Raw genomic sequence first — 23,443 nt, 5'->3', positions numbered from 1 at the left:
GAACGGCACCGATCCGGTGGAGCACGACGGCGGGAGCAGCGGTGGGCGCAGGGGCGGGGACGGCGGAGCTGGAGGAGCACCTGCGCGGGTTCTGGCCGGGGCGGGAACTGGAGCCGGTCGCCCGGGAGGACGGGCCGGTCCTGGAGCGGCTCCCGGACTTCGCCGCCTACCGCGTGGCCCAGGGGAGCGGGTGGAACTACGCCACGGTCGGCGCCTCCGCCCTGGGCGGCCTGGAGTTCGTGCTCATGGCCCCCTCCGGGACCGACGACCACGCCGAGACGCTCGCCGCGGTCGCCCACTTCAACTCGTTCGAGGAGTACCGGGTCGACGCCGGCTCGGTCCTGCACCTCGGCCGCCCCTGGACGGACGGCTCCCGCATGGAGCACCTGCTGGTCAGCCCGCCCTACCCCTACGGGCCGCTGCTGGAGCAGGCCCCCGGCGGCGTCCGGTACCTGTGGCTGCTGCCCGTCCACGCCGCCGAGGCCGAGCTGGTCCTCGCCGAGGGCCCGGAGGCCTTCGAGGAGCTCCTGGAGGCCGAGGGCGTCGACATCCTCGCCGTCGACCGCCCACCCGTCGTCTGACCCTTGTCCTTTCGCGGTTTCCAGGACATGATCATATAGATCTTTGTATGGTCCCTCCGTGGACGAGCTGTGGAAGATCGAAATCGAGCCGGAGGTCCGACAGTGGCTGGAACTGCTCTCGGAGCCGCACTATGACAAGGCGGAACGGGCGGCCGACATGCTGGCGACCCACCCGACGACCTTGGGCGAGCCCTATTCCCGCCACCTCGGCGGGAAGCTGCGCGAACTGCGCTTCGTCCTGGGCGGCAGCGCGGTGCGCATCACCTACTGGCTCGCTCCCGACCGCCGGATCGTGCTGTTGACGGTGTTCCGCAAGACACGGTGGCGTGAGCGGGCGGAGCTCGAACGGGCACACCAGGCCCAGAAGGAGTGCGAGGCGCTGCACGGGCCGGCCGAGCACGACTACCGACGGATCAGGGGGGAAGAGTGAACCACTCCGCGTGGAGGACCCGCCGCGAGCGGGCACTGCTCGGTGAGCGGGTCGAGGAATCCCAGGCCTACGTGGAGGCGGGGCACGCCTTCGCCCTGGGCCAGGCCGTGTACGACCGGCGCACGGAACTCGGCCTGTCGCAGGCCGAGGTGGCGCGGCGGGCGGGCATGACACAGCCGCAGATCTCCAATATCGAAGGCGGGGACTCCACCCCGACCATCCCCCTGCTCACCCGTCTGGCCAAGGCGCTGGAGGCGTCGCTGACGATCGACCTGGACGGCGACGCCTCCAGCTTCCGCTTCACCCCGCATCCCGGGGGCAGGGGCTCCTCCGCGGCCTGACTCAGGAGCGGTCCGCGAAGCGGGCGTGGAGGGCGCGGACGGCCTCGGCCAGCTCGGGGACCGGACCCTCCACGGGCACGTCCGGGGCGACCTCGGTGACCGGCAGCGGCCGCACCGGGCCGGGCGGCAGCCCCCAGGACTCCCGCCACGCGGTCAGCTGCTCCGAGGAGCTCGCGTACACGATCCGGCCCAGCCCCGCCCAGGCGTGCGCCGCCGCGCACATGGGGCAGTGCTCGCCCGAGGTGTACACCGTCGCCGATGCCCGCTCCTCCACCGGCATCCGGGACGCCGCCCACTGCGCGATGGCCAGCTCCGGGTGGCGGGTGCCGTCGCCGCCGGAGACCTCGTTGTGGCCCTCGAACAGCACCGTCCCGTCGGCCGCCACCAGCACCGAGCCGAACGGCTCGTCTCCGGCGTCCAGGGCCTCCCCGGCCAGCTCCACCGCCCGGCGCAGGTGCCGCAGGTCGGTCTCGTCCATGGGTTCCTCCTCCTGTTCCCCCCGACCGTACACACGGCGACGGCCGTGCCGCCCGCCGGGGCGACACGGCCGTCCGCGTCCGTCAGACCGGGGTCGGCTCGCGTTCGGCCTCCTCGGCGGCCCGGGCCTCGGAGCGGGCCATCGCCCGGTCGTCCACCACCCGGATCACCGTGATCACCGCGATCGCCACGCCCGCCACCGCCAGGCCGGTCAGCAGCTTGCCGGGCTGGCTCACGTCCAGGTCGAAGAACCACCGGCCCAGCGGGGTCGCCATCGCCAGGGTCAGCAGCCCCACCATGGACCCCACCAGCGCGACCTTCCACCACACGTACGGCTTGGCCACCAGCAGCAGCACCCACAGCGTCGTCGTGCACAGCGTGATCACCACCGCCGTCCGGTCCGCCGGGTCGGGCACCGTCCGCCCGCCCAGCACCAGCAGGTAGGTGGTCACCGCCGCCAGCCCCGCCACCATGCCCGAGGGCACCGCCAGCCGCAGCGTCCGCGCCACGAACCCCGGCCGGGCGATGTCGGTGTTGGGCGCCAGCGCCAGGAAGAACGACGGGATGCCGAACGTCACCGCGTTGATCAGCGTCGCGTGCCGCGGGAAGAACGGGTACGACACCGCCAGCAGCCCCACGATCGTCGCCATCACCATCGTGTACACGGTCTTGGTGAGGAACAGGCTCGCCACCCGCTCGATGTTGCCGATCACCCGGCGCCCCTCGGCCACCACCCGCGGCAGCACCGCGAACCGGTCGTCCAGCAGCACCAGCTGCGCCACCGACCGCGACGCCGGGCTGCCCGAGCCCATCGCCACGCCGATGTCGGCCTCCTTCAGCGCCAGCACGTCGTTGACCCCGTCACCGGTCATCGCGACCGTGTGCCCCCGGTCGCGCAGCCCCTTGACCATGTCGCGCTTGCGCTCGGGGGTGACCCGGCCGAACGCCGAGTGGTCGTCCACCCGCAGCCCCAGCTCCGCCGGGTCCTCGGGCAGCTCCCGGGCGTCCACCGGCCGGTCCGCGCCGGGCAGCCCCAGCTCCCGGCCCACGGCGCCCACCGAGGCGGCGTGGTCGCCGGACACGATCTTGACGTCCACCCCCTGCTCGGCGAAGTAGTCCAGGGTGGGCCCGGCGTCCGCGCGCACCTTCTGGTCCAGCACCACCAGCGCCACCGGCTCCACCTCGCCGGGCGCCGCCGGGTGGTCCACCCGCAGCGGGGTGCGGCCCAGCAGCAGCACCCGCAGCCCCTGGGCGCCCAGCCGGGCCGCCTCGGAGGAGGCCGCGTGCCCCGGGGCGAGCACGTCCGCCGCGCCCAGCACCCAGTTCACGTCGCCCTCGGGGGTGCGGAACCCCATGCCGCTCCACTTGCGCGCCGACGAGAACGCCGCCTGCGCCGTGGGCTCCCAGTCCGGGGCCCGGTGCCCGCCGGCCCGCACCCCCTGGGCGATCGCCGCCATGCTCGCGTTGGGGTCGTGGTCGTGGGCGGCCAGCGCCGCCAGCACCTCGGTGGGCGTGGGCCCGCCCGCCGTGCCGCCGCCCAGGTCGCGGATCTCCGCCATCTTCATGCCGACCTCGGTCAGCGTCCCGGTCTTGTCGGTGCACACCACGTCGACCCGGGCCAGGCCCTCGATCGCGGGCAGCTCCTGCACCAGGCACTGGTAGCGGCCCAGCCGGATCACCCCCACCGCGAACGCGATGCTGGTGAGCAGGATCAGCCCCTCGGGGATCATCGACACCAGGGCCGCCACCATGCCGCGCAGCGCGTCGGCCAGCGGGCCGGAGATCTGCCCGCCCGCGGCGCCCTCGTCCAGGGTGACGTGGCCGCCCATGAACAGCTGGCTGTAGATCAACAGGCCGCCGATGGGGAACAGGGCGTAGGTGATCCAGGTGAGGATCCGGTTGATGCCCGAACGCAGCTCCGAGTGCACCAGGGAGAACCGGCTCGCCTCCTCGGCCAGCCGCGCCGCGTACGCGTGCCGGCCCACCTTGGTGGCGCGGAACCGGCCGGTGCCCGCCACCACGAAGCTGCCCGACATCACCGTGTCGCCCGGTTTCTTGACCACGGGGTCGGCCTCGCCGGTCAGCAGCGACTCGTCGACCTCCAGGCCGCCCGACCAGGTGACGGCGCCGTCGACCACGATCTGGTCGCCGACGCCCACCTCCAGGACCTCGTCCAGGACGATCTCCTGGGCGGACACCCGCACCACCGCGCCCTCGCGCACCACCCGGGGGCGGGCCGCGTTGACGATGGCGAGCTTGTCCAGGGTCCGCTTGGCGCGCAGCTCCTGGACGATGCCGATCAGCGTGTTGATGAGGATGACCATCGCGAACAGCCCGTCCTGTACGGGGCCGATCACGGCGATGATCGCGAACAGCACCGCGATCATCGCGTTGATGCGGGTGAACACGTTGCCGCGGATGATCTGGGCGACGGTGCGGCTGGCCCGGACGGGGACGTCGTTGGTCCGGCCCGCGGCGACCCGCTCGGAGACCTGGGACAGGGACAGTCCGGGTTCCTCCGGCGGCCGGGAGGGGCCGGTCGGGAGCGGGGACGGCCGCTCCGGGGCGGCCTCCGCGCCGCCGGGGCGGTCGTGGTTGTCGGGCACACGTGCTCCTGCGGATGACATGGACGGTGCGCGCCCGGGCCGGTCGGCGGTCCCGGGACGCCCCGAGGAGGGACCTCGGGAGTAGGGGAGGGACACAAGACTAGAAGATCGGTGACATCGGACGCAGTCGTGCCCGCTCCCGGACGCGGGTGGGGGCGGCACCACGCCCGGGGCGGGTGCCCGGACACCGGTGCGCGGGGAACGCCCGCGGGGCGCGCGGGAGGCGGGCGGGGCCGGTGGGACGGGCGGGTCCGCGGCGCGGACGGCGGAGAGGCCGGGGAGAGCGCCAGGGGGCGGGGACACCGGGCGCCGGGGGTGGGGCGCGGGATGCCGGGGTGCGGCGTGCGGCTGCCGGGGAGCGCGGATGCCCGGGCGGACGTCCGGGTGCGGGCGGCCGGGTGTGGGCGCCCGGGGAGCGGGGTACGGGTCCGGTCCGGGAGCCGCGGTGTACGGCCCGGGTGAGTCCGGGTACCGTGTTCCCAGCCTTCGAGGTCCCACCGCGGGGACCCGGAGAGACGGGTAGGTAGAGGTCCACATGTGCACCGTCATCGTCGGTTTCGACCCCGACGCCGACACACCCCTGGTCATCGCCGCCATCCGGGACGAGATGCGCGACCGCCCCTGGGACGGGCCCGGGCGCCACTGGCCGGAGCGGCCGGGGTTCGTCGGCGGACGCGACCGCCTGGCCGGCGGCACCTGGCTGGCGGTGGACCCGGGCCGGCCCCGCACCGCCGCGCTGCTCAACGGGTGGCCCTGGGACGGGAAGATGCCCTGGGAGGGCACCTACCCGGCCAGCCGCGGCGAACTGCCGCTGCGCGCCCTGACCCACCCCGTCCGCGACCCGCTCCAGGGCGAGGACCCGACCCTGTACGCGCCGTTCCACCTGCTGGACGCGGACGCCCACCACGCCGACCTGTACAGCTGGGACGGGCGCTGCCTGGACACCCGGCGGATCCCGGCCGGGGTGAGCGTCATCGTCAACACCGGCCTGGACCCGGCCGACCCGCGGGCGGCCCGGCACACGCCCGAGTTCGCGCGCACCCGCCCGGACCCGCGCCTGGCGGCGGCCCGCACGCCCGAGGAGGTCTGGGGGGAGTGGCCGCGGCTGATCACCGAGGCGGCCAAGGCCGCGCCGCGTTCGGCGGGCCTGGACGACAGCGGAGACCCCGGCGGCCTCATCGCCCACGCCGACCTGGGCGGCGGGAAGGTGTGGGCGACCGGGTCGGTGACCCTGCTGGCGATGGACCGGGACACGGTCCGCTACGCCTTCACCTCCGACCCGGCCGACCCGGGCGCCTGGGCCATGGTGGACACCGCGTCAGGCTGAGGCGGGGCCGGACCCGGCCCCGCCCCGGACGGCGGGCGGCCGCGGGCGCCCACGGCCTGTCGGCGCCCGCGCCCGGTGGTCAGTGCCCGCGCTCGATCCACTCCTTCAGGTGCGGGGCCTCCTCGCCGATCGTCGTGGGGTCGCCGTGCCCGGTGCGCACCACCGTGTGCGGCGGCAGCCCCAGCAGCCGGTCCCGGATCGATTCGATGATCGTCGGGAAGTCCGAGAACGACCGCCCGGTGGCCCCCGGACCGCCCCGGAACAGCGTGTCCCCGCTGAACACCGTGCCCAGCCCGGGCGCGTACAGGCACACCGCGCCCGGCGTGTGCCCCGGGGTGTGCAGCACCCGCAGCACGGTCCCCGCCACCGTGATCTCCCGCCCGTCGGCCAGCGCCCCGTCGGGCTCCCGGTCCGGATGGGCCATGTCCCACAGCACCCGGTCGTCCGGGTGCAGCAGCACCGGCGCCCCCACCGCGTCCGCCAGCGCGGGCGCCGCGTCCACGTGGTCGTTGTGGGCGTGCGTGCACACGATCGCCACCACCCGGCGCCCGCCCACCGCCGCCGCGATCGCGTCGGCGTCGTGCGGGGCGTCCACCACCAGCACCTCGGAGTCGTCTCCGACCAGCCAGACGTTGTTGTCCACCTGCCACTCGCCGCCGTCCAGGGCGAACACCCCGGAGGTGACCAGGTGCTCCACCCGCGCGCCGCTCACAGCACCACCACCGACCTCAGCACCTCACCGCGTTCCATCCGGGCGAACGCCTCCTCCACCTCGTCCAGCGCGATCCGCTCGCTCACGAACCCGTCCAGGTCCAGTCTCCCCTGCAGGTACAGGTCCACCAGCACCGGGAAGTCCCGCGAGGGCAGGCAGTCGCCGTACCACGACGACTTCAGGGCGCCGCCCCGGCCGAACACGTCCAGCAGCGGCAGGTCCAGCCGCATGTCGGGGGTGGGCACCCCCACCAGCACCACCGTCCCGGCCAGGTCGCGGGCGTAGAACGCCTGCTCGTAGGTCCGCGGCGTGCCCACGGCGTCGATCACCACGTCCGCTCCGAACCCGCCGGTGAGGTCGCGGATCGCCTGCACCGGATCGGTCTCGGCGGCGTTCACCGTGTGGTGCGCGCCGAAGCCCCGCGCCCACCGCAGCTTGCGCTCCTCCACGTCCACGGCGATGATCCGGTGCGCCCCGACCAGGCTCGCCCCGGCGATCGCCGCGTTGCCCACACCGCCGCAGCCGATCACCGCCACCGAGTCGCCGCGGGTGACGCCCCCGGTGTTGACGGCCGCGCCGATCCCGGCCATGACGCCGCAGCCCAGCAGCCCCACCGCCGCGGGGGAGGCCTGCGGGTCCACCTTGGTGCACTGCCCGGCCGCCACCAGGGTCTTGTCGGCGAACGCCCCGATGCCCAGGGCGGGGGACAGTTCGGTGCCGTCCTCCAGGGTCATCTTCTGCTCCGCGTTGTGGGTGTCGAAGCAGTACTGGGGGCGGCCGCGCAGACAGGCGCGGCACCGGCCGCACACCGCCCGCCAGTTGAGGACCACGAAGTCCCCGGCCCGCAGGTCGGTCACGCCCTCGCCGACCGCCTCCACCACCCCGGCGGCCTCGTGCCCGAGCAGGAACGGGAAGTCGTCGTTGATGCCGCCCTCCCGGTAGTGCAGGTCGGTATGGCAGACCCCGCAGGTGCGGACGGCGACCACGGCCTCCCCGGGACCCGGATCGGGTACCACGATGGTCGTCAGCTCGACGGGCTGCCCCACGGCGCGGGCCACCACGCCCCGGACTCGTTGCGACACGGAGATCGTCCCCTTCCGAACGGTGAGCGTCCGCGAGCGCGCTCGCGGTACCGCCACCCTCGTCCACCGGCCCGCCCGTGTCCACCACCCCACCGCCCGGACGCCACCCGCCCGGGCCGGGGAGGGCCGGACCGCCACCCCGGCGGTGACGCGTCCGGACGCTCCCCGTACCCTCCGAACGGCCGGACCGGGGAGCCCGGGCCGGCCGACGGGAACGGCCCCGGCCGAGACGTACAGCCCCCCAGGAGACAGAGAGAACATGCCGACACTCTTCGAGGCGTCGACCATCGGGTCGGCCCGGACGACGAACCGGATCGCCATGGCGCCCATGACCCGCAGCCGGGCCACCCCCGAGGGCCACGCGACCGACTCCATGGCCCGGTACTACGGCCAGCGGTCGACGGCGGGCCTGATCGTCACCGAGGGTGTCCAGCCCAGCCTCACCGGCCAGGGCTACCCGGACACGCCCGGCCTGCACACCGCCGAGCAGGCCGAGAGCTGGAAGCCGGTCGTCAAGGCGGCCCGGGCCGACGGCGCCCTGTTCTTCGCGCAGCTCATGCACGCCGGCCGGGTCGGCCACCCGGACGTCCGCGGCCTGCGGCCGGTCGGCCCGTCCGCCGTGGCGGCGCCGGGACAGATCTACACCCCCACCGGCCGCAAGGACCCCGTGGTGCCGCGCGAGCTCACCGCCGGGGAGATCCGCGGGGTGATCCGGGAGCACGTCGACGCGGCCCGCAACGCCCTCGCGGCGGGCTTCGACGGCGTCGAGGTGCACGGCGCGAACGGCTACCTGACCCAGCAGTTCCTCTCGACCAGCGCCAACCTGCGCACGGACGAGTGGGGCGGGTCGGTGCGCGGGCGCATCAGGTTCGCCGTCGAACTCGTGCGCGCCCTGGCCGACGCCCTCGGACCCGGCCGGGCGGCGCTGCGCGTGTCCCCGGCGAGCACCTCCCAGGGGATCGAGGAGGGCGACCCCCTCGCCCTGTACACGGCCCTGCTGGAGGAGCTGCGCGAGATCCCGCTGGCCTACCTGCACGTGGTCGAGGCCCCGGGCCGCCGCGACCTGACCCGCGCGCTGCGCGCGGCGTGGCCGCACACCCTGGTCCTCAACCCCCACCGCGACGAGGACCCGCTCCCGCCGCACGAGGCGGGCGCCGACGCCCTGGCGGACGCGGGGGCCGACCTGGTCTCCTTCGCCTCGGCCTTCCTGGCCAACCCGGACCTCCCGGCCCGCCTCGCCGCCGGGGGACCGTACAACCGGCCCGACCGCGCCACCTTCTACGGCGGCGACGACCACGGCTACCTCGACTACCCGACCCTGGGGGCGTAGCCGTGTCCCGCGTCGCCCCAGGTCATCCCCAGCCAGCCCCGCCCCGCGGGGATGGACCGGCGTCTCCGCGCTGCTCGGCGGTGAAGCTGAGGTCCGCCCCGCACACGCGGGGATGAACCGGGCCGCACCCGATACGCGCACCTGTGCCTGGGGGCCGCCTCGCGCAGGTGGGGATGGGCCGGTGGTGATAGTGGCTGCCTCGCCTACCTGCTCTTGGACGAGTCGTGTTCCAGCCAGTTGTACATCCTCGCTTTGAGCTGGTGGGGTCCGCGTGCGACAGTGTTCAGGGCAGAGAGTGGTACGTGCCAGATCTTTCATAACGCGGAGATAACGCTCCGCGTTTCCCCAGGTCGTTAACTGTCAGCTCCGCGCACGCGGGGATGGACCGCCCAGGCCGTGGCCTGGGCTTCTTTGCGGGCTGTCAGCTCCGCGCACGCGGGGATGGACCGTGGAGACGTGGGTCGCCCGGGGGCAGCGCGGAGTCAGCTCCGCGCACGCGGGGATGGACCGTGCTGCTATGACAGCATGTCAATAGCATCTAGGTCAGCTCCGCGCACGCGGGGATGGACCGGCTCGCAGGTGCGGCCATGAGCCACAGCCCGAGTCAGCTCCGCGCACGCGGGGATGGACCGATCGCCCTGTGGTTGGCGATCCCGGCCTCGGTGTCAGCTCCGCGCACGCGGGGATGGACCGCGGACGTCAGCGAGGACTACATCGGCCGCCTGGTCAGCTCCGCGCACGCGGGGATGGACCGGCGAAGCCGAAGGACTTCCTGCCGGAGTGGGAGTCAGCTCCGCGCACGCGGGGATGGACCGCTGTGGACGACCGCCCAGTGGGCGCTCAACGCGTCAGCTCCGCGCACGCGGGGATGGACCGCGGACGGCCCCGGGAGGGGACAGGTACTGCTTGTCAGCTCCGCGCACGCGGGGATGGACCGGAAGGGGTCGACGGCGCCCCGCCCCCTAGGGAGGACAGGGCGCCGTTGCCCCCGGGCTACATCAGGCCGGCCCGGTACGCCAGCGTGTGCAGGACGGCGGCCCCTACGACCAGAGCAGCCCAGATGCACCACGCCCACCAGGCGGCGCCGAGCAGCAGGGCGATTCCAGCGACGGCGAGCGCCGCCCATGTGAACCAGACGGCGACTTTGGTGCTCATGCTTCTCTTTCCTCGGGGGTACGGTGCACGATTCCGGGAGGGGCGGGCCCGGATGTCCTCTCCATCCGGGGTCCGCTCCACCGCTTCTCACGTGGAGCCGATCGTGGCTGAGCGCCGCCGGGGTCGCGACTCCAGCCGGGCGGGTGAAGACAGCATCCCAGGAACGACGAAAGCGCCCCTCACGAGCCCCGCACCGGCAGGGCGCGCTAGCCGCCGTCCTCTTCCGGAACCCCCGGCGTTCCGGGGCCCTCCGACACCTCTGGACCCTCCGGCTCCTCCGCACCCCCCAGCCCCTCCGGGGCCTCGGCGAGCCAGGCGGGATCCTCCTCCTCGACCGGCGCGGTGAACCTCACCAGTTGCAGGCCGTCGAAGTCCACCACCCGCCGACGCCGCTCACCCGCCGTCAGGACGACGTACCCCTGCTCGTTGTCGACCGTGTGCAGGCACACGGCGGCGCCATCCCCCACGGACTCGCTCACCGCGGCCCACAGCCTCTCGCGTACGCGGGCGTTCATCGTGCCCACGTACAGCCCCGTATCCGGCTCGATCATCCACCGGGACAGCGCACCGCGCACCCGGTCCGGTACCGCGGTCGTGGAGATCACCACCATCGACCCCATCAGTTCGCCTCCCCCGCGTAGTTCACCCCGCCGGAGACCGCGCCCAGGACGGGGTCCCATAGGTCGACCACCCGCCACCGCGTCGGCACCGGACCGTCGTCGTCCTCCTCGTCCTCCAGTTCCGGGTCGAGCAGCACCTGGATGTCCCGCACCATGCGCGGGATCATCCGGTACAGCTTCAACTCCGTCCGCAGCAGGGTCCGCGCCCGGGCCTCCGGGTTCTCCGCATCGTGCAGGGAGAAGGCCAGGGGGATCGTCGTCTTCGCCTTGTACAGGTCCGCGATGTCGTACACGAACGACTGCTGCTTGCCGGCGTGCACGAACCCCATGGCGGGCGAGCACCCCAGGTGCGCGATCACCGAGTGCACCACCCCGTACAGCGCCGCGTTCCCCGCCGACAGCGCCTTGTTGACCGGGCTCTGCTCGTCCCACACCGCCGGATCGTAGTTGCGCTTGAACGGCTTCACCCGGTGCTTGGTGGCCAGGCTCCGGTAGAGGGCCTTCATCCGCTGCCCCTCCAGGGCCCGCAGCCTCTCGATGCCGATCCCTTCCTCCACCTCCTCCCCGAACCGCATTTCGTACATCCGCCTGGCCACCGTGAGCCGTGCCGCCTTGTCGGTGTACGCGTGCGCCTGACGGTCCAGCCACAGGGTCGTCCGGCTCTCGGGCACCAGGCTCCCGTAGTGCAGGATGGCGCCCGACCCGCAGGAGACCACCGTCGTCCCGTGCCGCATGAAGGTGGCCAGCGCCGGTGACGTGATCGAGGTTCCGGGGCCCAGCAGCAGGCAGGCCAGGGAGGCCGTCGGGATCGGGACCCGGTGCACCGTCCCGGCCCCCGCCGCGACCTCGGCGCACACCCCGGTGTCGGTCTGCACGATGCGGCAGATGTCGGCGTACAGGAACGACAGGTTGTCCGAGACCTTCGGCAGCATCGCCAGGGTCGGCCGGGCCAGCGCCTTGCGCGCCTGCGCCTCGTTCGTCGCGGTCACCGGCCTCACCACTCCGCCGACGCGAGGCTGAGCATTCCGCAGCCGAACGACTTGCCGCGCCCCACGCCCTCGACCACGGCCCCGCGCACCGCCTCGGGATCGGTGACGACCGCGTACCCGTCGAACCTCGTCATGTGCAGGCGCACCTTGCGCCTCCCGCTCCGACCCGGGTCCAGGGCCGGGCCCATGCCGGTGCTCCGCACCTCGCGCAGCTCCAGGCCGCACCGCTCCGCGCGCTCGCGCCACCACTGCTCGGCATCGGCCCCGTACAGCGGCCGTGTGTAGGCGTTCACGCCCGGCCGGGCGCGCTCCCCGAGGCGTTCGGCGTTCTTCTCCGACTTGCCGAGCCGCTTGCAGGGGGTGGCGGCCAACCGGTACCGCACCTCCCGGCCCTTCTCCAACCCGGCGAGGAAGGGCGCGAGGTCGCGTTCGGCGGCCTGCCCGAACCCGTCGCCGAGCCGGTCCACGGCGAGCCGGCCATGGCTCTGGGCGAGCAGCACCGGACCGGTGCGCGCCTCGTCCACCCGGAACAGGATCCCGGCGTGCTGTCGGGGGGAGGGCATGGTCTCCTCTCCTAGGTGCTCGGAGGCCAGGTCGATGAGCAGACGGTGCAGTTCCCCGGCGTTGGAGAAGGCGGCGCGGGCCCGCCGCGACGACAGGTCGGGGGTGATCTTCGTGAGCCAGGTCAACGGTGCTCCTCAACGTAGGAGAACAGGCGCTTCCGGTAGTCGTGGCGGTCGGTGGCGACCAGGTGCGCGGGCAGGTCGGCCTCCTCCACTCGGACCTCCCGGCTCGCGTACCGGCGGTGGGCCGAGGCGAAGGAACGGGGGACGTCGTTGAGCACGGTCCGGGTGTCCGTGCCTCCGCCTCCGCCCGGGGTCTGCTCGGAGACCATCTCCACCGCCACGGTCGTGTCCCCGTCGGGGACACGTCGGTGCGGCAACGGGACCGACGTGCGCAGTTCGTGCTCCGGGTCCGGGACCCCGGTGCGCAGCACCAGGAGGGGATCGGGCACGAAGGACCGCCGCCCCAGGTAGGGCTGCCAGTGCGGCGACAGCAGCGCCCGCCCGATCTCCCCTGCTCCCGGGCCGGTGACGGCCACCGTGAACACCGCGTCGGCCAGGTACGACCTCCGCGTCACGATGGTGGTGGCGCCCTCGGGGCGCCGTTTGCCCTCGGCCGTGGGCACCGTCCGCTCCCGGGGCAGGCCGCCGCCGACCGTGTGGAAGTCGGTCATGTGCAGCCCGCGTGCGTCGATCCGCACGGTCAGCCGCAGCCCGTCGTACCGCTCCAGGGGGTCCTCCCGCCCGACCCCCTGCGCGGCGGCGAACATGCCCACCAGCCCGGACCGGGTGGGGAAGGACAGGGTGTCGCGATCGCCGAACGCGCTGTGCTCCCCCCAGCTCTGCATCGGCCCGGCCAGGCGCAGCAGCAGACCGGTCACGACCCGTCCCCGGGGTAGGCGGCGGCCACGGCGGTGTCGACCAGCTTCGGGTAGCCGGAGACCCGGTCACCGAGGTTCTGCACGGGCTTGTCGTCGATCCCGGCATGCACGGAGGCCAGAACGGCTTCGGGCCACCAGAGCTCGTTGATCTTCCCGGCGTACTCGCTCAGCCTGCCGACGGAGGCCGCACCGAACCCCTCGGTGTTGCGCACCGCGGCCTCGAAGGCGGGGGCGAACGACACCGGGCGGTCCGACCGCACCGCCACGTGGGCCAGGTCGGGCAGGGTCATCGCGGCGGTCGCGTTCTGCTTGCCCGAGGGGACAGTTCCCAAGAAGGCACGCAGGAACTCCGACACCAGCTCGCGGGCCGTGGCGGCGTCCCCGTCGAGGTTGCGCAGCAGCCCGCGCAGGTCGATGTTGGCGTAGCGGTAGAAGGTGCCGGTGCTGAACTGGCCCACGTTCATGTGGCCGCTGCCGTGGTCGTCCTCCTTGGGGACGTCGTCGACGGCGGTGAAGAAGTCGACCTCCACGCTGGTGCCGTGGGTGGTGAAGGCGTGCGCGAACTGCACGGCGCCGTCCACCTCGGTGGAGGGCAGTTCGGCGAGCATCCGGCCGAACAGGTTGACGGTGGCATTGCGCGAGCGCAGTACGGCCACGATGTCGTCGGCGGGCAGGATCCCCTTGGGGGTCTTCTTCGCGGACTCCTTGGCCACGGCGTCCTTGTGCTCGTGGGCGATGGCGGCCAGGGCGTCGATGGCGGAGACGGGGAGATAGAAGAGGACGGATGTGGCGGGCGGTTCGCCCTCCTTCTCCTTCTCCAGCTTGATCCCGCCCTTGGCGGCGGACAGGACGACCTGGCGCGCGCCCTGCTCGGCCACAGGGGCCTCCCACCCGAGGGCCGTGAGCCGCCGGGCGATCTCCCCGACGATGCGCCGGGTGCGCACGGCCGGGTCGCCGAGGCGTTCCTCGACCTGGTGGCGGACCGCCCGCTTCCAGCTCTGGCTGGAGATGCGGGTGCGCTCGGTGCCGCCGTAGACGACGGTCTTGGGAGAGCCGAGGTCGTCGCGGTTGACGTTGGAGTAGGGGAGCGTGTGCAGGACGTGGACGTCCAGGAACTCGGGGGTGCTCATGCGGCGGTGTCCTCGTCGGTTTCGTCGGTGGTGTTCGGGTCCGCGGGGGTTTTCTCCCGCCGTGCCCGTTCGGTCTCGATGACGCGGTGGTAGGACTGCACCCACTCCTTGGCGACGGCGTCGCGGTCGCCGCCCCAGCGGGACAGGTCCAGGGTCAGGCGGCCCCAGTCGATGTCGATGTCCCTGTCGCGGGCGTGCAGGACCAGGCGGGGGAGCTGGGAGTGCACGCCGTCGACGGACTGGCGGCACAACAGGTGGAGGCGCCCCTCCGTGGTCTCCCCGTTGAGCCGGCCCTCGGTGACGGCCCTGCCGATCATCGCCCCGAGGTTGGAGCCGCGCCGCAACGGGTCGGTGCCCTTCTGCCCGGTGCCCGGGGCTCTGCCGGTGCCCGGGGAGGAAGAGGGGCCGGGTTCCTCCGGCAGGGTGTCGCGGGCGTCCCCGCCGGTGCTTTCGGCCTCTTCCGTTCCCTCCGCGGCCTTCCGGTCGCGGGCCCGGCGGGGCTGGGCGGCGATCATCGCCGCCACCCCGTAGAAGGCGCGTTCCACATCCTGTTCCGGAGTCCGCCGACGGGTGCTGGGGTCGCTCTCGAGGTGGGTGAGCGGCCCGTTCAGGTAGCGGGCGACGAAGGTGTGCACGGGCAGGACGGCGGGGTCGTCCACCCGCCTGCCCGCGGCCCGGCGCAGGGTGGCCCGCACCGCGGGTTCGTCGCGCACCCTCTCTTCGAGGCTCTTCACCATCCGGTCGGCGGCGCGGAGGATCTCGGATTCGGTGCTCAAGAGGTCTCTCCTCGGTCGGTGCGGCGGGCGGGGTTGCGGTGGAACAGGTGCCGGCGGTGGTGCTCGACCACGGCGGCCACCCGGGGGCGGGAGCAGTAGGGGCCGGTCACCTCGTCATAGGCGGCCAGAGCCAGGCGGGAGAAGGAGACACCGGGGCCTTCGGCCTCCTCGTCCAAGGCGATCCGCCAGAACTCCTTCTCGGCGGTGGACCAGTAATGGGACAGGCCGCGCCGCAGCCAGGGGCCGGTTCCGGTGTCGGTGCGCGCGGAGCCGCCCGAGGGGCTGTTGCCCTCCTTCCAGGCGTCCGTGAGGGCCTTGCGCAGGCGGTACCCGAGGGATTCGGCGGAACGCCGGGCGAGCCGGATGCGCAGTCGCGCCCTGACCGCCTCCTCGGAGGTGTCGGAGGAGTCCTCCAGCCAGCGCAGCACCGGCGGCGTCGTGGCGGTGAACCACTGGCGGTCGCGGGTCTGCCCGTCCTGGTCGAAGCCGAAGGCGCGCAGCCGCATGCCTTTGCGGAGGTCCTCGGACAGGCGCGCCTGCTTGGTGAGGTGGTCGAACAGCCTCGGGCGGAACTCGTCCCGGATGTCCTCGGACAGCAGCGAGTCCAGGTCGCGCCAGACCGCACGCGCCGCGTCCGCGGGACGCGCGTACCGGCGGCCGTCCTTGCTGGTCTGGTGGATCAGGTACGGGTCGGTGGGCGGGACCGGCCGGTCCCGGCGCGACCAGGTGACATAGGCGTCCACGACCTTGTCGCCGCCCGGGTCGGGCACCAGCAGGACCGCGTGCGAGGCCTGGTTCAGCAGGGTGCCGGCCAGGCCGGTGGACTCCTCCGGCGCGCCCAGCGGGTCAGGGAGGCCGTCCCGCTCCCAGGGGGCGGGTTCCACGTCACCGGGTTCGTCCTCGTTGTCGGAACCGAAGGGGATGTTGAGGACCAGGCTCTGGAACAGGTTCCGGCCCAGGGGGTGGTAGGACACGGTTCCGCGCAGGGGCCCGGCCGTGCTGTTGGCCTCGGAGCGGCCGTCGACCGTGCGGGAGGTACAGCGCCCCGAGGGGCCGTACCCCAGGGTGGCGAGGAGGTGCCAGGCCGCTTCGTCGGGGAGCAGGGGGACCGGGGCCAGGTCGTGGTGATGGCCGCCCAGCCACACCTGGTTCTGGCCGGCGGTGCGGCCCCAGGCGAGCTTGTTGACGCCTGAGGTCTTGGAGCACTGCTCGCGCAGCCGGGGGTCCTGCGACCAGGGCCGCTCGGGGTGGAAGAGGTCGAACCGGTTCGGGAGGCCGGAGAAGTAGGCGTCCACCCGGGTCCGGTCGAACCCTCCCGCCTCGAGGACTCCGCGGCGCGCCCGGTACCACTCGGCGGCGTCGTCACCGCAGTCCAGGCCGGTGACGCGGGCGGCCAGCAGGGTCAGCACCCGCCACAGCTGGGCGGAGGCCGGGGGGAGGGGGAGTTCGATGTCGGAGAACTCGTGTGCGCGGTACAGCAGCTCGCGCAGCCCGACCTGGGGTGCGGGCGTGCCGTCGGCCGTTCTGACCGGCAGCCAGGGCCGCGTCACCAGGTCGTATGAGGGTGGGGTCACCGTCGCTCCGTGGGGAGGGTCGCTCGGAATGCGGAATGGGAAGGCGTCCGGGTGGCCGGGCGCGGGTCAGGTGCGGTACTCCAGGCCGTTGTCGGGATGGAGGAACAGGCGTCTGTCGCCGAGGAGGGCCTCACCGGCCCTGCCGTCCGCGTCGACCGGATGGACGAGGAGCACCAGGTCGTGGAGGTGGTAGTCGTCCTCCCACCCCTTCGGGACCCGGTTGGCCTCCGCCAGGGGCGGTTCCGTGTCGTGCGTGGCGCGCATGGGGATGGTGCGGGCCATGACCGCGCGCAGGTCGTCACCGTCCATACGGCCGTCGGCACCGGCCCCCGGGAGGCGCCGCGTCAGCCCGGCGTCCAGCCACAGGCCGCCGTGCGGGTCGCGGTAGCAGCACAGGACCCGCACCGAGTCGGCGCCGAAGCGGGTGGCCAGGAAGTGCTCGCCGATGGGGAGGTCGGACCTGGTGAGCGGGGACAGGTCCGCGTGCAGGTCCCGTGCGGTGGGGATCACCGCGTTGCGGCCGTGGGTGCGCAGGGCCAGCTCCTCCCCGATGCGTTTGATGTCGGCGTCGACGTCCTCGATGAGGGAGGCGTCGTCGTACAGGTCGTCCACCAGGGACTGGACGTCCTCGGGAACCCTGATCGGCCGGTCACCCCGACGGGCCAACAGGGAGTGGGTGCGCATCAGCAGGGAGGCGGTGTAGATGTAGTCCCAGGACTTGGGGAGGTGCCCCCTGCTCTGCTCCTCGCGGGGGACCAGGACCGCCATTCGGGGCTCGTTCGCCCAGGCCGGGCGGGTGACGATACCCAGGTGCTCGTGCCGCCAGCAGCGGCCCGCGCGCTGCAGCAGCAGGCCGATGGGGGCCAGGTCGGTGATGAGCAGGTCGAGGTCCAGGTCCAGGGACTGCTCGATGACCTGGGTGGCCACGATGACGGCCCGCTCGGGGCGGACGTTCTCCGCGGCGCCCTTCCTGCCCAGCCGGTGGGTGAGTTCCGCGGTGATCGAGGTGCGCTGTTCCTGGGGGAAGCGCGAGTGCAGGAGGAACAGTTCGGGCGCCGAGTCCATGCCGGAGAACCACTCGGCCAGCAGGTCCCGGGTCTGCTGGGCCTCGGCGACGGTGGTGCAGATGACGGCCGCGCAGCCGCCCTCGGCGACCAGGGGGCCCAGGAGTTCGCGCAGGGCCTGCTCCCGGTCGGGCCGGCCGTCTTGGAGGGGGACGGGGACCAGGTCCGCCTTCAGAGGGTGCCGTTCCGTGGTGGTGAAGGGCTCGGGGGTGGCGGTGACCTCACCGGTGGCGGGGTGGACGTGCAGCCAGCCGGGGTAGGCGATCCGTTCGACGAACGGCGGTGCGGAGCGCTTCACCTTGCCCTTGGAGCCGGAGACATAGGCCTTGACCAGGGCGTTGGCCACCGAGTGGTGCAGGGTGGCGGACAGCAGGACGACGGGGACGCCGTAGACGCCGAGCCAGTGCAGGAGGCGTTCCAGGAGCATCTGCATGTACGGGTCCACGGCATGGACCTCGTCCACGATCACGACCTTTCCCGACAGGCCGAGCATGCGCACCGCGTTGTGCCGTGCGGGGAGGGCGGCCATGAGTGCCTGGTCGATGGTGCCGGTCGACCAGGACGCGAGCAGGCCGCGTTTGGACTTCATGAGCCAGGTGGTGGGGGCCAGCCCGTCGGGCTCGGAGAGCTCTTCGTCGGTGGGGGCGTACTCGGGGTTGAGCCAGGCCATGGAGTGCAGCAGGGCGAGGGGAGCCCGGACGTCGGCCCGGCGCAGGGCGTACTCGCGCAGGCGGCCGTACATCTGGTCGGCGGTGGCCATGGTGGGGAGCGCGAGGAAGCGGCCGTGGTGGCCGGTGGCGGCGCCCAACAGGTCGGCGGCGTGCAGGGCGGCCTCGGTCTTGCCCTCGCCCGGAGGGGCGGTGATGAGCACCAGGCCGCCGTCGGAGCAAAGGTCGGGGAGGTGCCGGGCGAGTGAGGCCTGGAGGCCGTTGGGGGTGTCGATCGAGGGGAAGGACTCGGCGAACGACGTGGGGGAGGTGGTGAGGGGGCGCAGGCCCGCGTCGTCGACCAAGCGGGTGACGGCGGGGAGCGAGGCGTGGAAGCGGGCGAGGAGCGCGGGACGGCTGCCGTCGGCGGGAGGTGTCTTCAGTTGGGCGAGGAGGAAGTGCTCCTGGCTGACCAGCCAGTCGGCGAGGATGACCAGCCCGCAGACGAGGGGGGCGATGGCGGCCTTCAACCGTTCGGGGGGCTCGGGAGAGCCGGCGGCCTCGCGGACCAGCAGGGTGGCGCGCTCGCGCTGCTCCGACCAGGGGCCCTCGGCGAAGCGGTGCGTCGTGTATTCGTCGAGGGGGTCGGGATAGACACCGTGGTGCCCGCCGAGGAGTTGGGCCACCAGGTCGGCGACGTATTCGTCTTCGCCCGGATAACCGAAACGGGGGAGGGCGGAGGTGAGCCATTGGTGGGTGACGAAGGAATGTCCGCTCCTGTCGCCGGGGGGTGTTCGTGGGGATAGGAGGAAAGGGCGACGGGGATTTGCTCCTGGAATTCCCGGATGAGTTTTCCGATGTCGTGGCAGCCGGCCCAGAAGGCCACCAGCGCGCGGGCGCGGGACTCGTCCACACCGAGACCGTCCGCGATGCCGCGCCTGACACCGGGGGAGAGGAAGGCGTCCCAGAGGCTCAGGGCTGCGGCGGTGGCGTCGAGGGCGTGGAGGATGTAGGGGTAGCGGCTGCCTTGGAGGTTGCGCTCTTTGGCCCACAGATCGAGGTCGATATAGGTGGGGTCATCGGAGGGATCGGGGGGAGGGGGTGGGGGAGGGGGAGGCATCCGGGTGTGCTCCAGAGGTCATGAGAGCATGGTGTGGAGATTGAAGTTAACGCGGGTGTGCGAGCTTCCGCAGGCGTTTGGTGGATGTGGCCGGATTAGGTCATTTCTTAACCCGCCAGTAGGTCTCGCGGAGATAATGGACCGCGTTATCCCAGGTCATTAACTGTGACCCCCGCGCAGGCGGGGATGGACCGATCTTCGTACTGCCGTATGGGCCCGAGGGCGAGTGACCCCCGCGCAGGCGGGGATGGACCGGCCACGGCGGCGACCACCAGTGCGGTGTCGTGGTGACCCCCGCGCAGGCGGGGATGGACCGCCGACGGCCTGGGCGTGCTCGCGTCCATGCTCGTGACCCCCGCGCAGGCGGGGATGGACCGGGTGTAAATCTCCTGCGTCACCCCTTTTCCCCCGTGACCCCCGCGCAGGCGGGGATGGACCGAAGAAACACGGCGCGTGGATCGACGCCTTCGTGTGACTCCCGCGCAGGCGGGGATGGACCGGGCAGCAGCACCCAGGCCTGCATGCCGCTCTTGTGACCCCCGCGCAGGCGGGGATGGACCGTTCACCTGCCCGGACAGCGCCGAAAACCCCGCGTGACCCCCGCGCACGCGGGGATGGACCCCAGCCCCGCATGATCTGCTCACTGGTCGCCACGTGAGCCCCGCGCAGGCGGGGATGGACCGATGGTGTCCAGTACCTCGCGCGGGTCGGCGTCGTCAGTTCCCCGCAGGCGGGGATGGGTCGCGGGCCGGGGTCATCCGCCGACTCGGAGGCGGACGACGCGGTCCGGTGGAAGGTCGGGGCGGCCGGGGACCGGCCGCTCGCCGACCTCCCACCCGGGGGCGCCGACCTCGGCGGCCACCCGCGGCCAGAACGCGGCGGCCGCCCGGTTCGCCTCCTGGTAGTACACCGCCCACCGGCCGGGGTGCGCCCGCAGCACCCGGGCCGCCGCGGCGAGTCCGTGCCCGCGCCCGCGCACCGGCCGGAGCAGGAAGAACGAGGACAGCACCCGCTCCTCCTCGTCGAGCGCCCGGACCAAGGCGAACCCGGTGGGGACCTCTCCCAGCCGGAACAGGTAGGCGCACCAGCCGGGGTCACTCAGCGCCAGGTCCAGCCGCTCCCGGCGGAAGCGGCCCCGCGCGTCGGGCAGCGCACCGGTGAATTCGGACAGGTCGTGCTGGAAGAGGGGCCACAGCCGTTCCAGGGCGGAACGGTCCCCGGGGCCCACCGGTCGAATGCTCAGTTCGCTCATACGGAAAAACCTCCACCCGGATCGAGCCGGACGGAGGCCTCCCGCACACTCTATCGGTCACCGGGCGGGTTCGGCCCGCCCGCCTCCTCCCGTCGACGGCCCGGGTAGCGCGAACACGGACAGTGCCCCGGCCGCCACCAGGCCGGCGCAGGCGGCGAACGCCAGCGCGTATCCCGAGGCGGGCGCGCCCGCCTGGGAGGCGGCGAGGGTGGTCAGGGCCGCCAGTCCGAGCGATCCGCCGACCTGGCGGGAGGAGTTGAGGACGCCGGAGACCGCCCCCTCCTCGCCGCGGCGGGCCCCGGCCGTGGCGGCCATGGCGATCGGCGCCGAGGTGAGCCCCAGCCCTCCGGTGATGAGCACACCGGGCAGCACGATGCCCGCGAGCAGGCCGCTGTCCGGCGTGATCGTCGCCTGCCAGGCGAAACCGGCCGCCGAGATCAGCGCCCCGGCGACCAGCAGCGGACGCAGGCCGAACCTCTCGACCAGCCGCGGTGTGGCCTTGGAGGCGATGATGACGGCCACGGTGTGGGGCAGGAACGCCAGACCGGCCTGTAGCGCGCTGTAGCCCAGCACCTGCTGCATGTGGAGCGAGAGGAAGTACCAGACCGCGAAACCCGCGGCCCCCAGGAAGAACTGCACCAGGAGGGCGCCGGAGACGGAGCGCGACCGCAGGATCCGCAGCGGCATCAGCGGGGTCCGCGCGAACCGGGCCTGCACCAGCACGAACACGGCCAGGGCCACCATGCCCAACACCAACGGGACCAGGGCGCGGGCCGACCCCCAGCCGTACTGGGGAGTTTGGAGCAGCCCGAGTTCCAGCGCCGACAGTCCCAGCGTCACCGCGATCGCGCCGGCCAGGTCGAGGCCGCGGGTCCCCGGAGCCCGCCTCTCGGTGAGCAGCCACAACGCGGCGAGGATCGCGACCGCCCCGATCGGCACGTTGATCAGCAGGGTCCAGCGCCACGACAGGTAGTCGGTGAGCAGCCCGCCCGCGAGTGACCCCGCGGTCCCGCCGATGGCGCCGACCGCTCCCCAGGTGGCGATGGCCCGGGCCCGCGCCGGGCCGGCGGGGATCGCGGTGGTCAGGATCGTCAGCGTGGCCGGGGAGACCGCGGCGGCGCCGAGCCCCTGAGCGGCGCGCGCGGCGATCAGCGTTCCCGGTGTGGTGGCGAGCCCGCCGACCAGGCTCGCGATCGTGAACACGACCAGGCCGGCGATGAAGGCGCGCCTGCGTCCCCAGAGGTCCGCCATCCGGCCGCCGACCAGCAGGAACCCGGCGAAGGTGAGGAGGTAGGCGTTGACCGCCCACTGCAACCCTTCGGTGCCCAGGCCGAGGTCGGATTCCATGGCCGGCAGGGCGACGTTCACGATCGCCGCGTCGAGGACCATCATGAACTGCGCCAGGCAGACCAGCGCGATGACCGGCCATACGGTGTCGGGCGGGTGCGCGGGGACGCGCCCGGCGGGCGGCCCCTCGACGTTGTTCGTCATTTTCCTGGTTCTTCGTCGGTGGAGGGGAACGCCGGAGGGGACGCCGGGCGCGGTCAAGGGCGGGGCGCCGGCGTCACACGACGGCGACGGCGTCGATCTCGACGAGGCACCCGGGGTTCAGGCCGGCCACCACGTGGACCGTGATGGCCGGCGGCGGGTCGGCCCGGTTCCACACCTGCTGGAACGCGGCCACCCCTTCGTCGAAGGAGTGGCCCTCCACCACGGCGATGGTCCAGTGCACGATGTTCCCCAGGCCCGCCCCTTCGCTCTCGAGGATGGCGGCGAGGTTGCGGAACACCTGGTGGGCCTGCTCCCCGACGGTGGGGCCGACGACCTTGCCGTCGGCGTCGACGCCGTTCTGTCCGCCGATGTAGATGGTCTTCGCGGGCTGCTCGACGACCACGGCCTGGCTGAACGCGGGGCTGCGGTGGAGGCCCTCGGGGTTGATGTGACGTACGGGCATGTGTCGCCCCTTTCAGTCGGGACACCGCTATAACCGGTGTCCAAGTGACACCAGTTATACTGGTTTCATGCGAGCGAGCACAACCGGACGCGTCCTGCACGACCCCAAGGGCGGGTCGTTCCGCTTCGATGCCGGCGCCCTGTGCCTGGACTTCGCCCACACGGGCGGCGAGGGCCGCTACGCGGTTTTCGAGACCCTGCACGACCCTTCCGACCTGGCCGAATGGCTGGCCCATCCGGCGCTGGGCGTGGTGGTGACGCAGCCCGTCACGGACGAGGAGCTGGCCGCCGCCAAGGCCCTGCGCCAGGCGATCTGGATTGCTGCGCACGACCGGGCGGCGGACTGCGCGCCCGACGCCGCCGCGGTGGCCGCGATCAACGCGGCGGCCGCGCAGGCGCCGCTGACCCCCGAACTCGCCGCCGACGGCACCACCGTGGGATGGGCCCGGCCGGTGCGGGCGGGCCAGGCGCTGTCGAGCATGGCCCGGGAGATGATCGACCTGCTGTCCGGGCCGCTCGCCCACCGCATCCGCGAGTGCGCGGGCGACAACTGCCCGCTGGTGTTCGTGGACTCCTCCCGCCCCGGCGCGCGGCGCTGGTGCGCGATGGAGCGCTGCGGGAACCGCCACAAGCTCCGCGCCCGCCGCGCCCGGCAGGCGGAGGTGTGAAGGCCGGGGCACCGCCGGTACCGCGGGGCGTGGGTCTCCTCCCGTGCCGTGGCCCGTGGCCCTGGAGGCGCCCGGCGCCCGCCCTGCCGTCCTGATCCGGCCACCGCCGTCGGCCGTCGGCAGGGCGGGGCCGGGTAGGAACCGATCACCGCCACGCCGGGGAGG

Annotated in this window: 22 protein-coding genes, 1 pseudogene and 2 CRISPR repeat arrays; of the genes and pseudogenes, 6 read left to right on the top strand and 17 right to left on the bottom strand. The window is 73.2% G+C overall.

Annotated features, from left to right (window positions below; translation table 11 throughout):
- The first annotated feature begins 41 nt into the window (after positions 1-41).
- From KGD84_RS20945 to KGD84_RS20935, 3 genes are read left to right on the top strand one after another with little or no spacing between them, the layout of a single operon-like run.
- Positions 42-581 carry a suppressor of fused domain protein gene (locus tag KGD84_RS20945; protein ID WP_220562091.1) on the top strand — a complete coding sequence of 180 codons (540 nt, stop codon included), beginning with the start codon at positions 42-44 and terminating at the stop codon, positions 579-581.
- A gap of 58 nt (positions 582-639) precedes the next feature.
- Entirely contained in the window at positions 640-1,011 is a 372-nt protein-coding gene (locus KGD84_RS20940; RefSeq protein WP_255646715.1) for a type II toxin-antitoxin system RelE/ParE family toxin, read from the top strand.
- On the top strand, positions 1,008-1,352 hold the full coding sequence (locus KGD84_RS20935; protein WP_255646714.1) for a helix-turn-helix domain-containing protein: 345 nt from the start codon (positions 1,008-1,010) through the stop codon (positions 1,350-1,352). The genes KGD84_RS20940 and KGD84_RS20935 overlap by 4 nt, the downstream gene beginning before the upstream one ends.
- Before the next feature lies 1 nt (position 1,353).
- On the opposite strand, the gene KGD84_RS20930 is transcribed toward KGD84_RS20935, so the two are convergent.
- On the bottom strand, positions 1,354-1,830 hold the full coding sequence (locus KGD84_RS20930; RefSeq protein ID WP_220562090.1) for a nucleoside deaminase: 477 nt from the start codon (positions 1,828-1,830) through the stop codon (positions 1,354-1,356).
- A gap of 82 nt (positions 1,831-1,912) precedes the next feature.
- On the bottom strand, positions 1,913-4,456 hold the full coding sequence (locus KGD84_RS20925; protein ID WP_220562089.1) for an HAD-IC family P-type ATPase: 2,544 nt from the start codon (positions 4,454-4,456) through the stop codon (positions 1,913-1,915).
- A gap of 514 nt (positions 4,457-4,970) precedes the next feature.
- Here KGD84_RS20925 and KGD84_RS20920 point away from each other — a divergent pair.
- Positions 4,971-5,762: an NRDE family protein gene (locus KGD84_RS20920; RefSeq protein WP_220562088.1), complete on the top strand. Its 792-nt coding sequence runs from the start codon at positions 4,971-4,973 to the stop codon at positions 5,760-5,762.
- Positions 5,763-5,841: 79 nt separating this feature from the next.
- On the opposite strand, the gene KGD84_RS20915 is transcribed toward KGD84_RS20920, so the two are convergent.
- Together KGD84_RS20915 and KGD84_RS20910 are read right to left on the bottom strand one after the other, a co-directional pair.
- Complete coding sequence (locus KGD84_RS20915) at positions 5,842-6,474, bottom strand: MBL fold metallo-hydrolase (RefSeq protein WP_220562087.1); 633 nt, start codon at positions 6,472-6,474, stop codon at positions 5,842-5,844.
- Positions 6,471-7,556: an S-(hydroxymethyl)mycothiol dehydrogenase gene (locus KGD84_RS20910; RefSeq protein ID WP_220562086.1), complete on the bottom strand. Its 1,086-nt coding sequence runs from the start codon at positions 7,554-7,556 to the stop codon at positions 6,471-6,473. Before KGD84_RS20910 ends, KGD84_RS20915 begins: the two co-directional genes overlap by 4 nt.
- Before the next feature lie 259 nt (positions 7,557-7,815).
- Here KGD84_RS20910 and KGD84_RS20905 point away from each other — a divergent pair, with 259 nt between their 5' ends.
- Positions 7,816-8,886, top strand: coding sequence for an alkene reductase (locus KGD84_RS20905; RefSeq protein WP_220562085.1), 1,071 nt, complete (start codon positions 7,816-7,818; stop codon positions 8,884-8,886).
- 359 nt (positions 8,887-9,245) lie between these two features.
- Positions 9,246-9,823: a CRISPR direct-repeat array (repeat unit 29 nt; unit sequence GTCAGCTCCGCGCACGCGGGGATGGACCG).
- A gap of 56 nt (positions 9,824-9,879) precedes the next feature.
- Here KGD84_RS20905 and KGD84_RS20900 read toward each other — a convergent pair.
- The 13 genes and pseudogenes from KGD84_RS20900 to KGD84_RS20840 form a co-directional block, all read right to left on the bottom strand.
- Positions 9,880-10,041, bottom strand: coding sequence for a hypothetical protein (locus KGD84_RS20900; RefSeq protein ID WP_220562084.1), 162 nt, complete (start codon positions 10,039-10,041; stop codon positions 9,880-9,882).
- A 206-nt stretch (positions 10,042-10,247) separates the two neighbouring features.
- A complete protein-coding gene (cas2e, locus tag KGD84_RS20895; protein ID WP_220562083.1) occupies positions 10,248-10,661 on the bottom strand; it encodes a type I-E CRISPR-associated endoribonuclease Cas2e in 414 nt (137 codons plus the stop codon).
- Positions 10,661-11,650, bottom strand: coding sequence for a type I-E CRISPR-associated endonuclease Cas1e (gene cas1e, locus KGD84_RS20890; protein WP_255646711.1), 990 nt, complete (start codon positions 11,648-11,650; stop codon positions 10,661-10,663). The genes cas2e and cas1e overlap by 1 nt, the downstream gene beginning before the upstream one ends.
- 5 nt (positions 11,651-11,655) lie before the next feature.
- Positions 11,656-12,339, bottom strand: coding sequence for a type I-E CRISPR-associated protein Cas6/Cse3/CasE (locus KGD84_RS20885; RefSeq protein WP_220562082.1), 684 nt, complete (start codon positions 12,337-12,339; stop codon positions 11,656-11,658).
- Positions 12,336-13,094, bottom strand: a complete 759-nt coding sequence (cas5e, locus tag KGD84_RS20880) for a type I-E CRISPR-associated protein Cas5/CasD (protein ID WP_220562081.1) — start codon at positions 13,092-13,094, stop codon at positions 12,336-12,338. The genes KGD84_RS20885 and cas5e overlap by 4 nt, the downstream gene beginning before the upstream one ends.
- A complete protein-coding gene (cas7e, locus tag KGD84_RS20875) occupies positions 13,091-14,224 on the bottom strand; it encodes a type I-E CRISPR-associated protein Cas7/Cse4/CasC (protein WP_220562080.1) in 1,134 nt (377 codons plus the stop codon). The genes cas5e and cas7e overlap by 4 nt, the downstream gene beginning before the upstream one ends.
- Positions 14,221-15,000 (bottom strand): type I-E CRISPR-associated protein Cse2/CasB, encoded by a 780-nt coding sequence (gene casB / locus KGD84_RS20870; protein ID WP_220562079.1) that lies wholly within the window; start codon positions 14,998-15,000, stop codon positions 14,221-14,223. The genes cas7e and casB overlap by 4 nt, the downstream gene beginning before the upstream one ends.
- Positions 14,997-16,574 carry a type I-E CRISPR-associated protein Cse1/CasA gene (casA, locus tag KGD84_RS20865; RefSeq protein WP_255646710.1) on the bottom strand — a complete coding sequence of 526 codons (1,578 nt, stop codon included), beginning with the start codon at positions 16,572-16,574 and terminating at the stop codon, positions 14,997-14,999. Before casA ends, casB begins: the two co-directional genes overlap by 4 nt.
- A 66-nt stretch (positions 16,575-16,640) precedes the next feature.
- Positions 16,641-19,124 carry a CRISPR-associated helicase Cas3' gene (gene cas3, locus KGD84_RS20860; protein WP_255647262.1) on the bottom strand — a complete coding sequence of 828 codons (2,484 nt, stop codon included), beginning with the start codon at positions 19,122-19,124 and terminating at the stop codon, positions 16,641-16,643.
- Between the two features lie 23 nt (positions 19,125-19,147).
- Positions 19,148-19,405: pseudogene (locus KGD84_RS33830) on the bottom strand (HD domain-containing protein); the annotation flags it as partial.
- A gap of 165 nt (positions 19,406-19,570) precedes the next feature.
- Positions 19,571-20,088: a CRISPR direct-repeat array (repeat unit 29 nt; unit sequence GTGACCCCCGCGCAGGCGGGGATGGACCG).
- A gap of 71 nt (positions 20,089-20,159) precedes the next feature.
- Positions 20,160-20,657 (bottom strand): GNAT family N-acetyltransferase, encoded by a 498-nt coding sequence (locus KGD84_RS20850; protein ID WP_220562077.1) that lies wholly within the window; start codon positions 20,655-20,657, stop codon positions 20,160-20,162.
- 57 nt (positions 20,658-20,714) lie between these two features.
- Complete coding sequence (locus KGD84_RS20845; RefSeq protein WP_220562076.1) at positions 20,715-22,148, bottom strand: MFS transporter; 1,434 nt, start codon at positions 22,146-22,148, stop codon at positions 20,715-20,717.
- 73 nt (positions 22,149-22,221) lie between these two features.
- A complete protein-coding gene (locus KGD84_RS20840; protein WP_220562075.1) occupies positions 22,222-22,611 on the bottom strand; it encodes a RidA family protein in 390 nt (129 codons plus the stop codon).
- A gap of 67 nt (positions 22,612-22,678) precedes the next feature.
- On the opposite strand from KGD84_RS20840, the gene KGD84_RS20835 reads away from it, so the two are divergent.
- Positions 22,679-23,278, top strand: coding sequence for a CGNR zinc finger domain-containing protein (locus KGD84_RS20835; RefSeq protein WP_220562074.1), 600 nt, complete (start codon positions 22,679-22,681; stop codon positions 23,276-23,278).
- Positions 23,279-23,443 lie beyond the last annotated feature (165 nt).

It is taken from the genome of Nocardiopsis changdeensis (assembly GCF_018316655.1).
Lineage (GTDB): Bacteria > Actinomycetota > Actinomycetes > Streptosporangiales > Streptosporangiaceae > Nocardiopsis > Nocardiopsis changdeensis.
The sequence above is the reverse complement of the archived record's forward strand: the minus strand, read 5'-3'. Positions and strand labels throughout refer to the sequence as shown.

Bases quoted from the DNA above. Each gene is read 5' to 3' on its own strand.
- KGD84_RS20845 (WP_220562076.1), bottom strand. From the start codon at position 22,148: ATGACGAACAACGTCGAGGGGCCGCCCGCCGGGCGCGTCCCCGCGCAC.
- KGD84_RS20850 (WP_220562077.1), bottom strand. From the start codon at position 20,657: ATGAGCGAACTGAGCATTCGACCGGTGGGCCCCGGGGACCGTTCCGCC.
- KGD84_RS20920 (WP_220562088.1), top strand. From the start codon at position 4,971: ATGTGCACCGTCATCGTCGGTTTCGACCCCGACGCCGACACACCCCTG.
- KGD84_RS20930 (WP_220562090.1), bottom strand. From the start codon at position 1,830: ATGGACGAGACCGACCTGCGGCACCTGCGCCGGGCGGTGGAGCTGGCC.
- KGD84_RS20840 (WP_220562075.1), bottom strand. From the start codon at position 22,611: ATGCCCGTACGTCACATCAACCCCGAGGGCCTCCACCGCAGCCCCGCG.
- KGD84_RS20900 (WP_220562084.1), bottom strand. From the start codon at position 10,041: ATGAGCACCAAAGTCGCCGTCTGGTTCACATGGGCGGCGCTCGCCGTC.
- KGD84_RS20905 (WP_220562085.1), top strand. From the start codon at position 7,816: ATGCCGACACTCTTCGAGGCGTCGACCATCGGGTCGGCCCGGACGACG.
- cas7e (WP_220562080.1), bottom strand. From the start codon at position 14,224: ATGAGCACCCCCGAGTTCCTGGACGTCCACGTCCTGCACACGCTCCCC.
- KGD84_RS20925 (WP_220562089.1), bottom strand. From the start codon at position 4,456: ATGTCATCCGCAGGAGCACGTGTGCCCGACAACCACGACCGCCCCGGC.
- cas2e (WP_220562083.1), bottom strand. From the start codon at position 10,661: ATGGGGTCGATGGTGGTGATCTCCACGACCGCGGTACCGGACCGGGTG.
- KGD84_RS20835 (WP_220562074.1), top strand. From the start codon at position 22,679: ATGCGAGCGAGCACAACCGGACGCGTCCTGCACGACCCCAAGGGCGGG.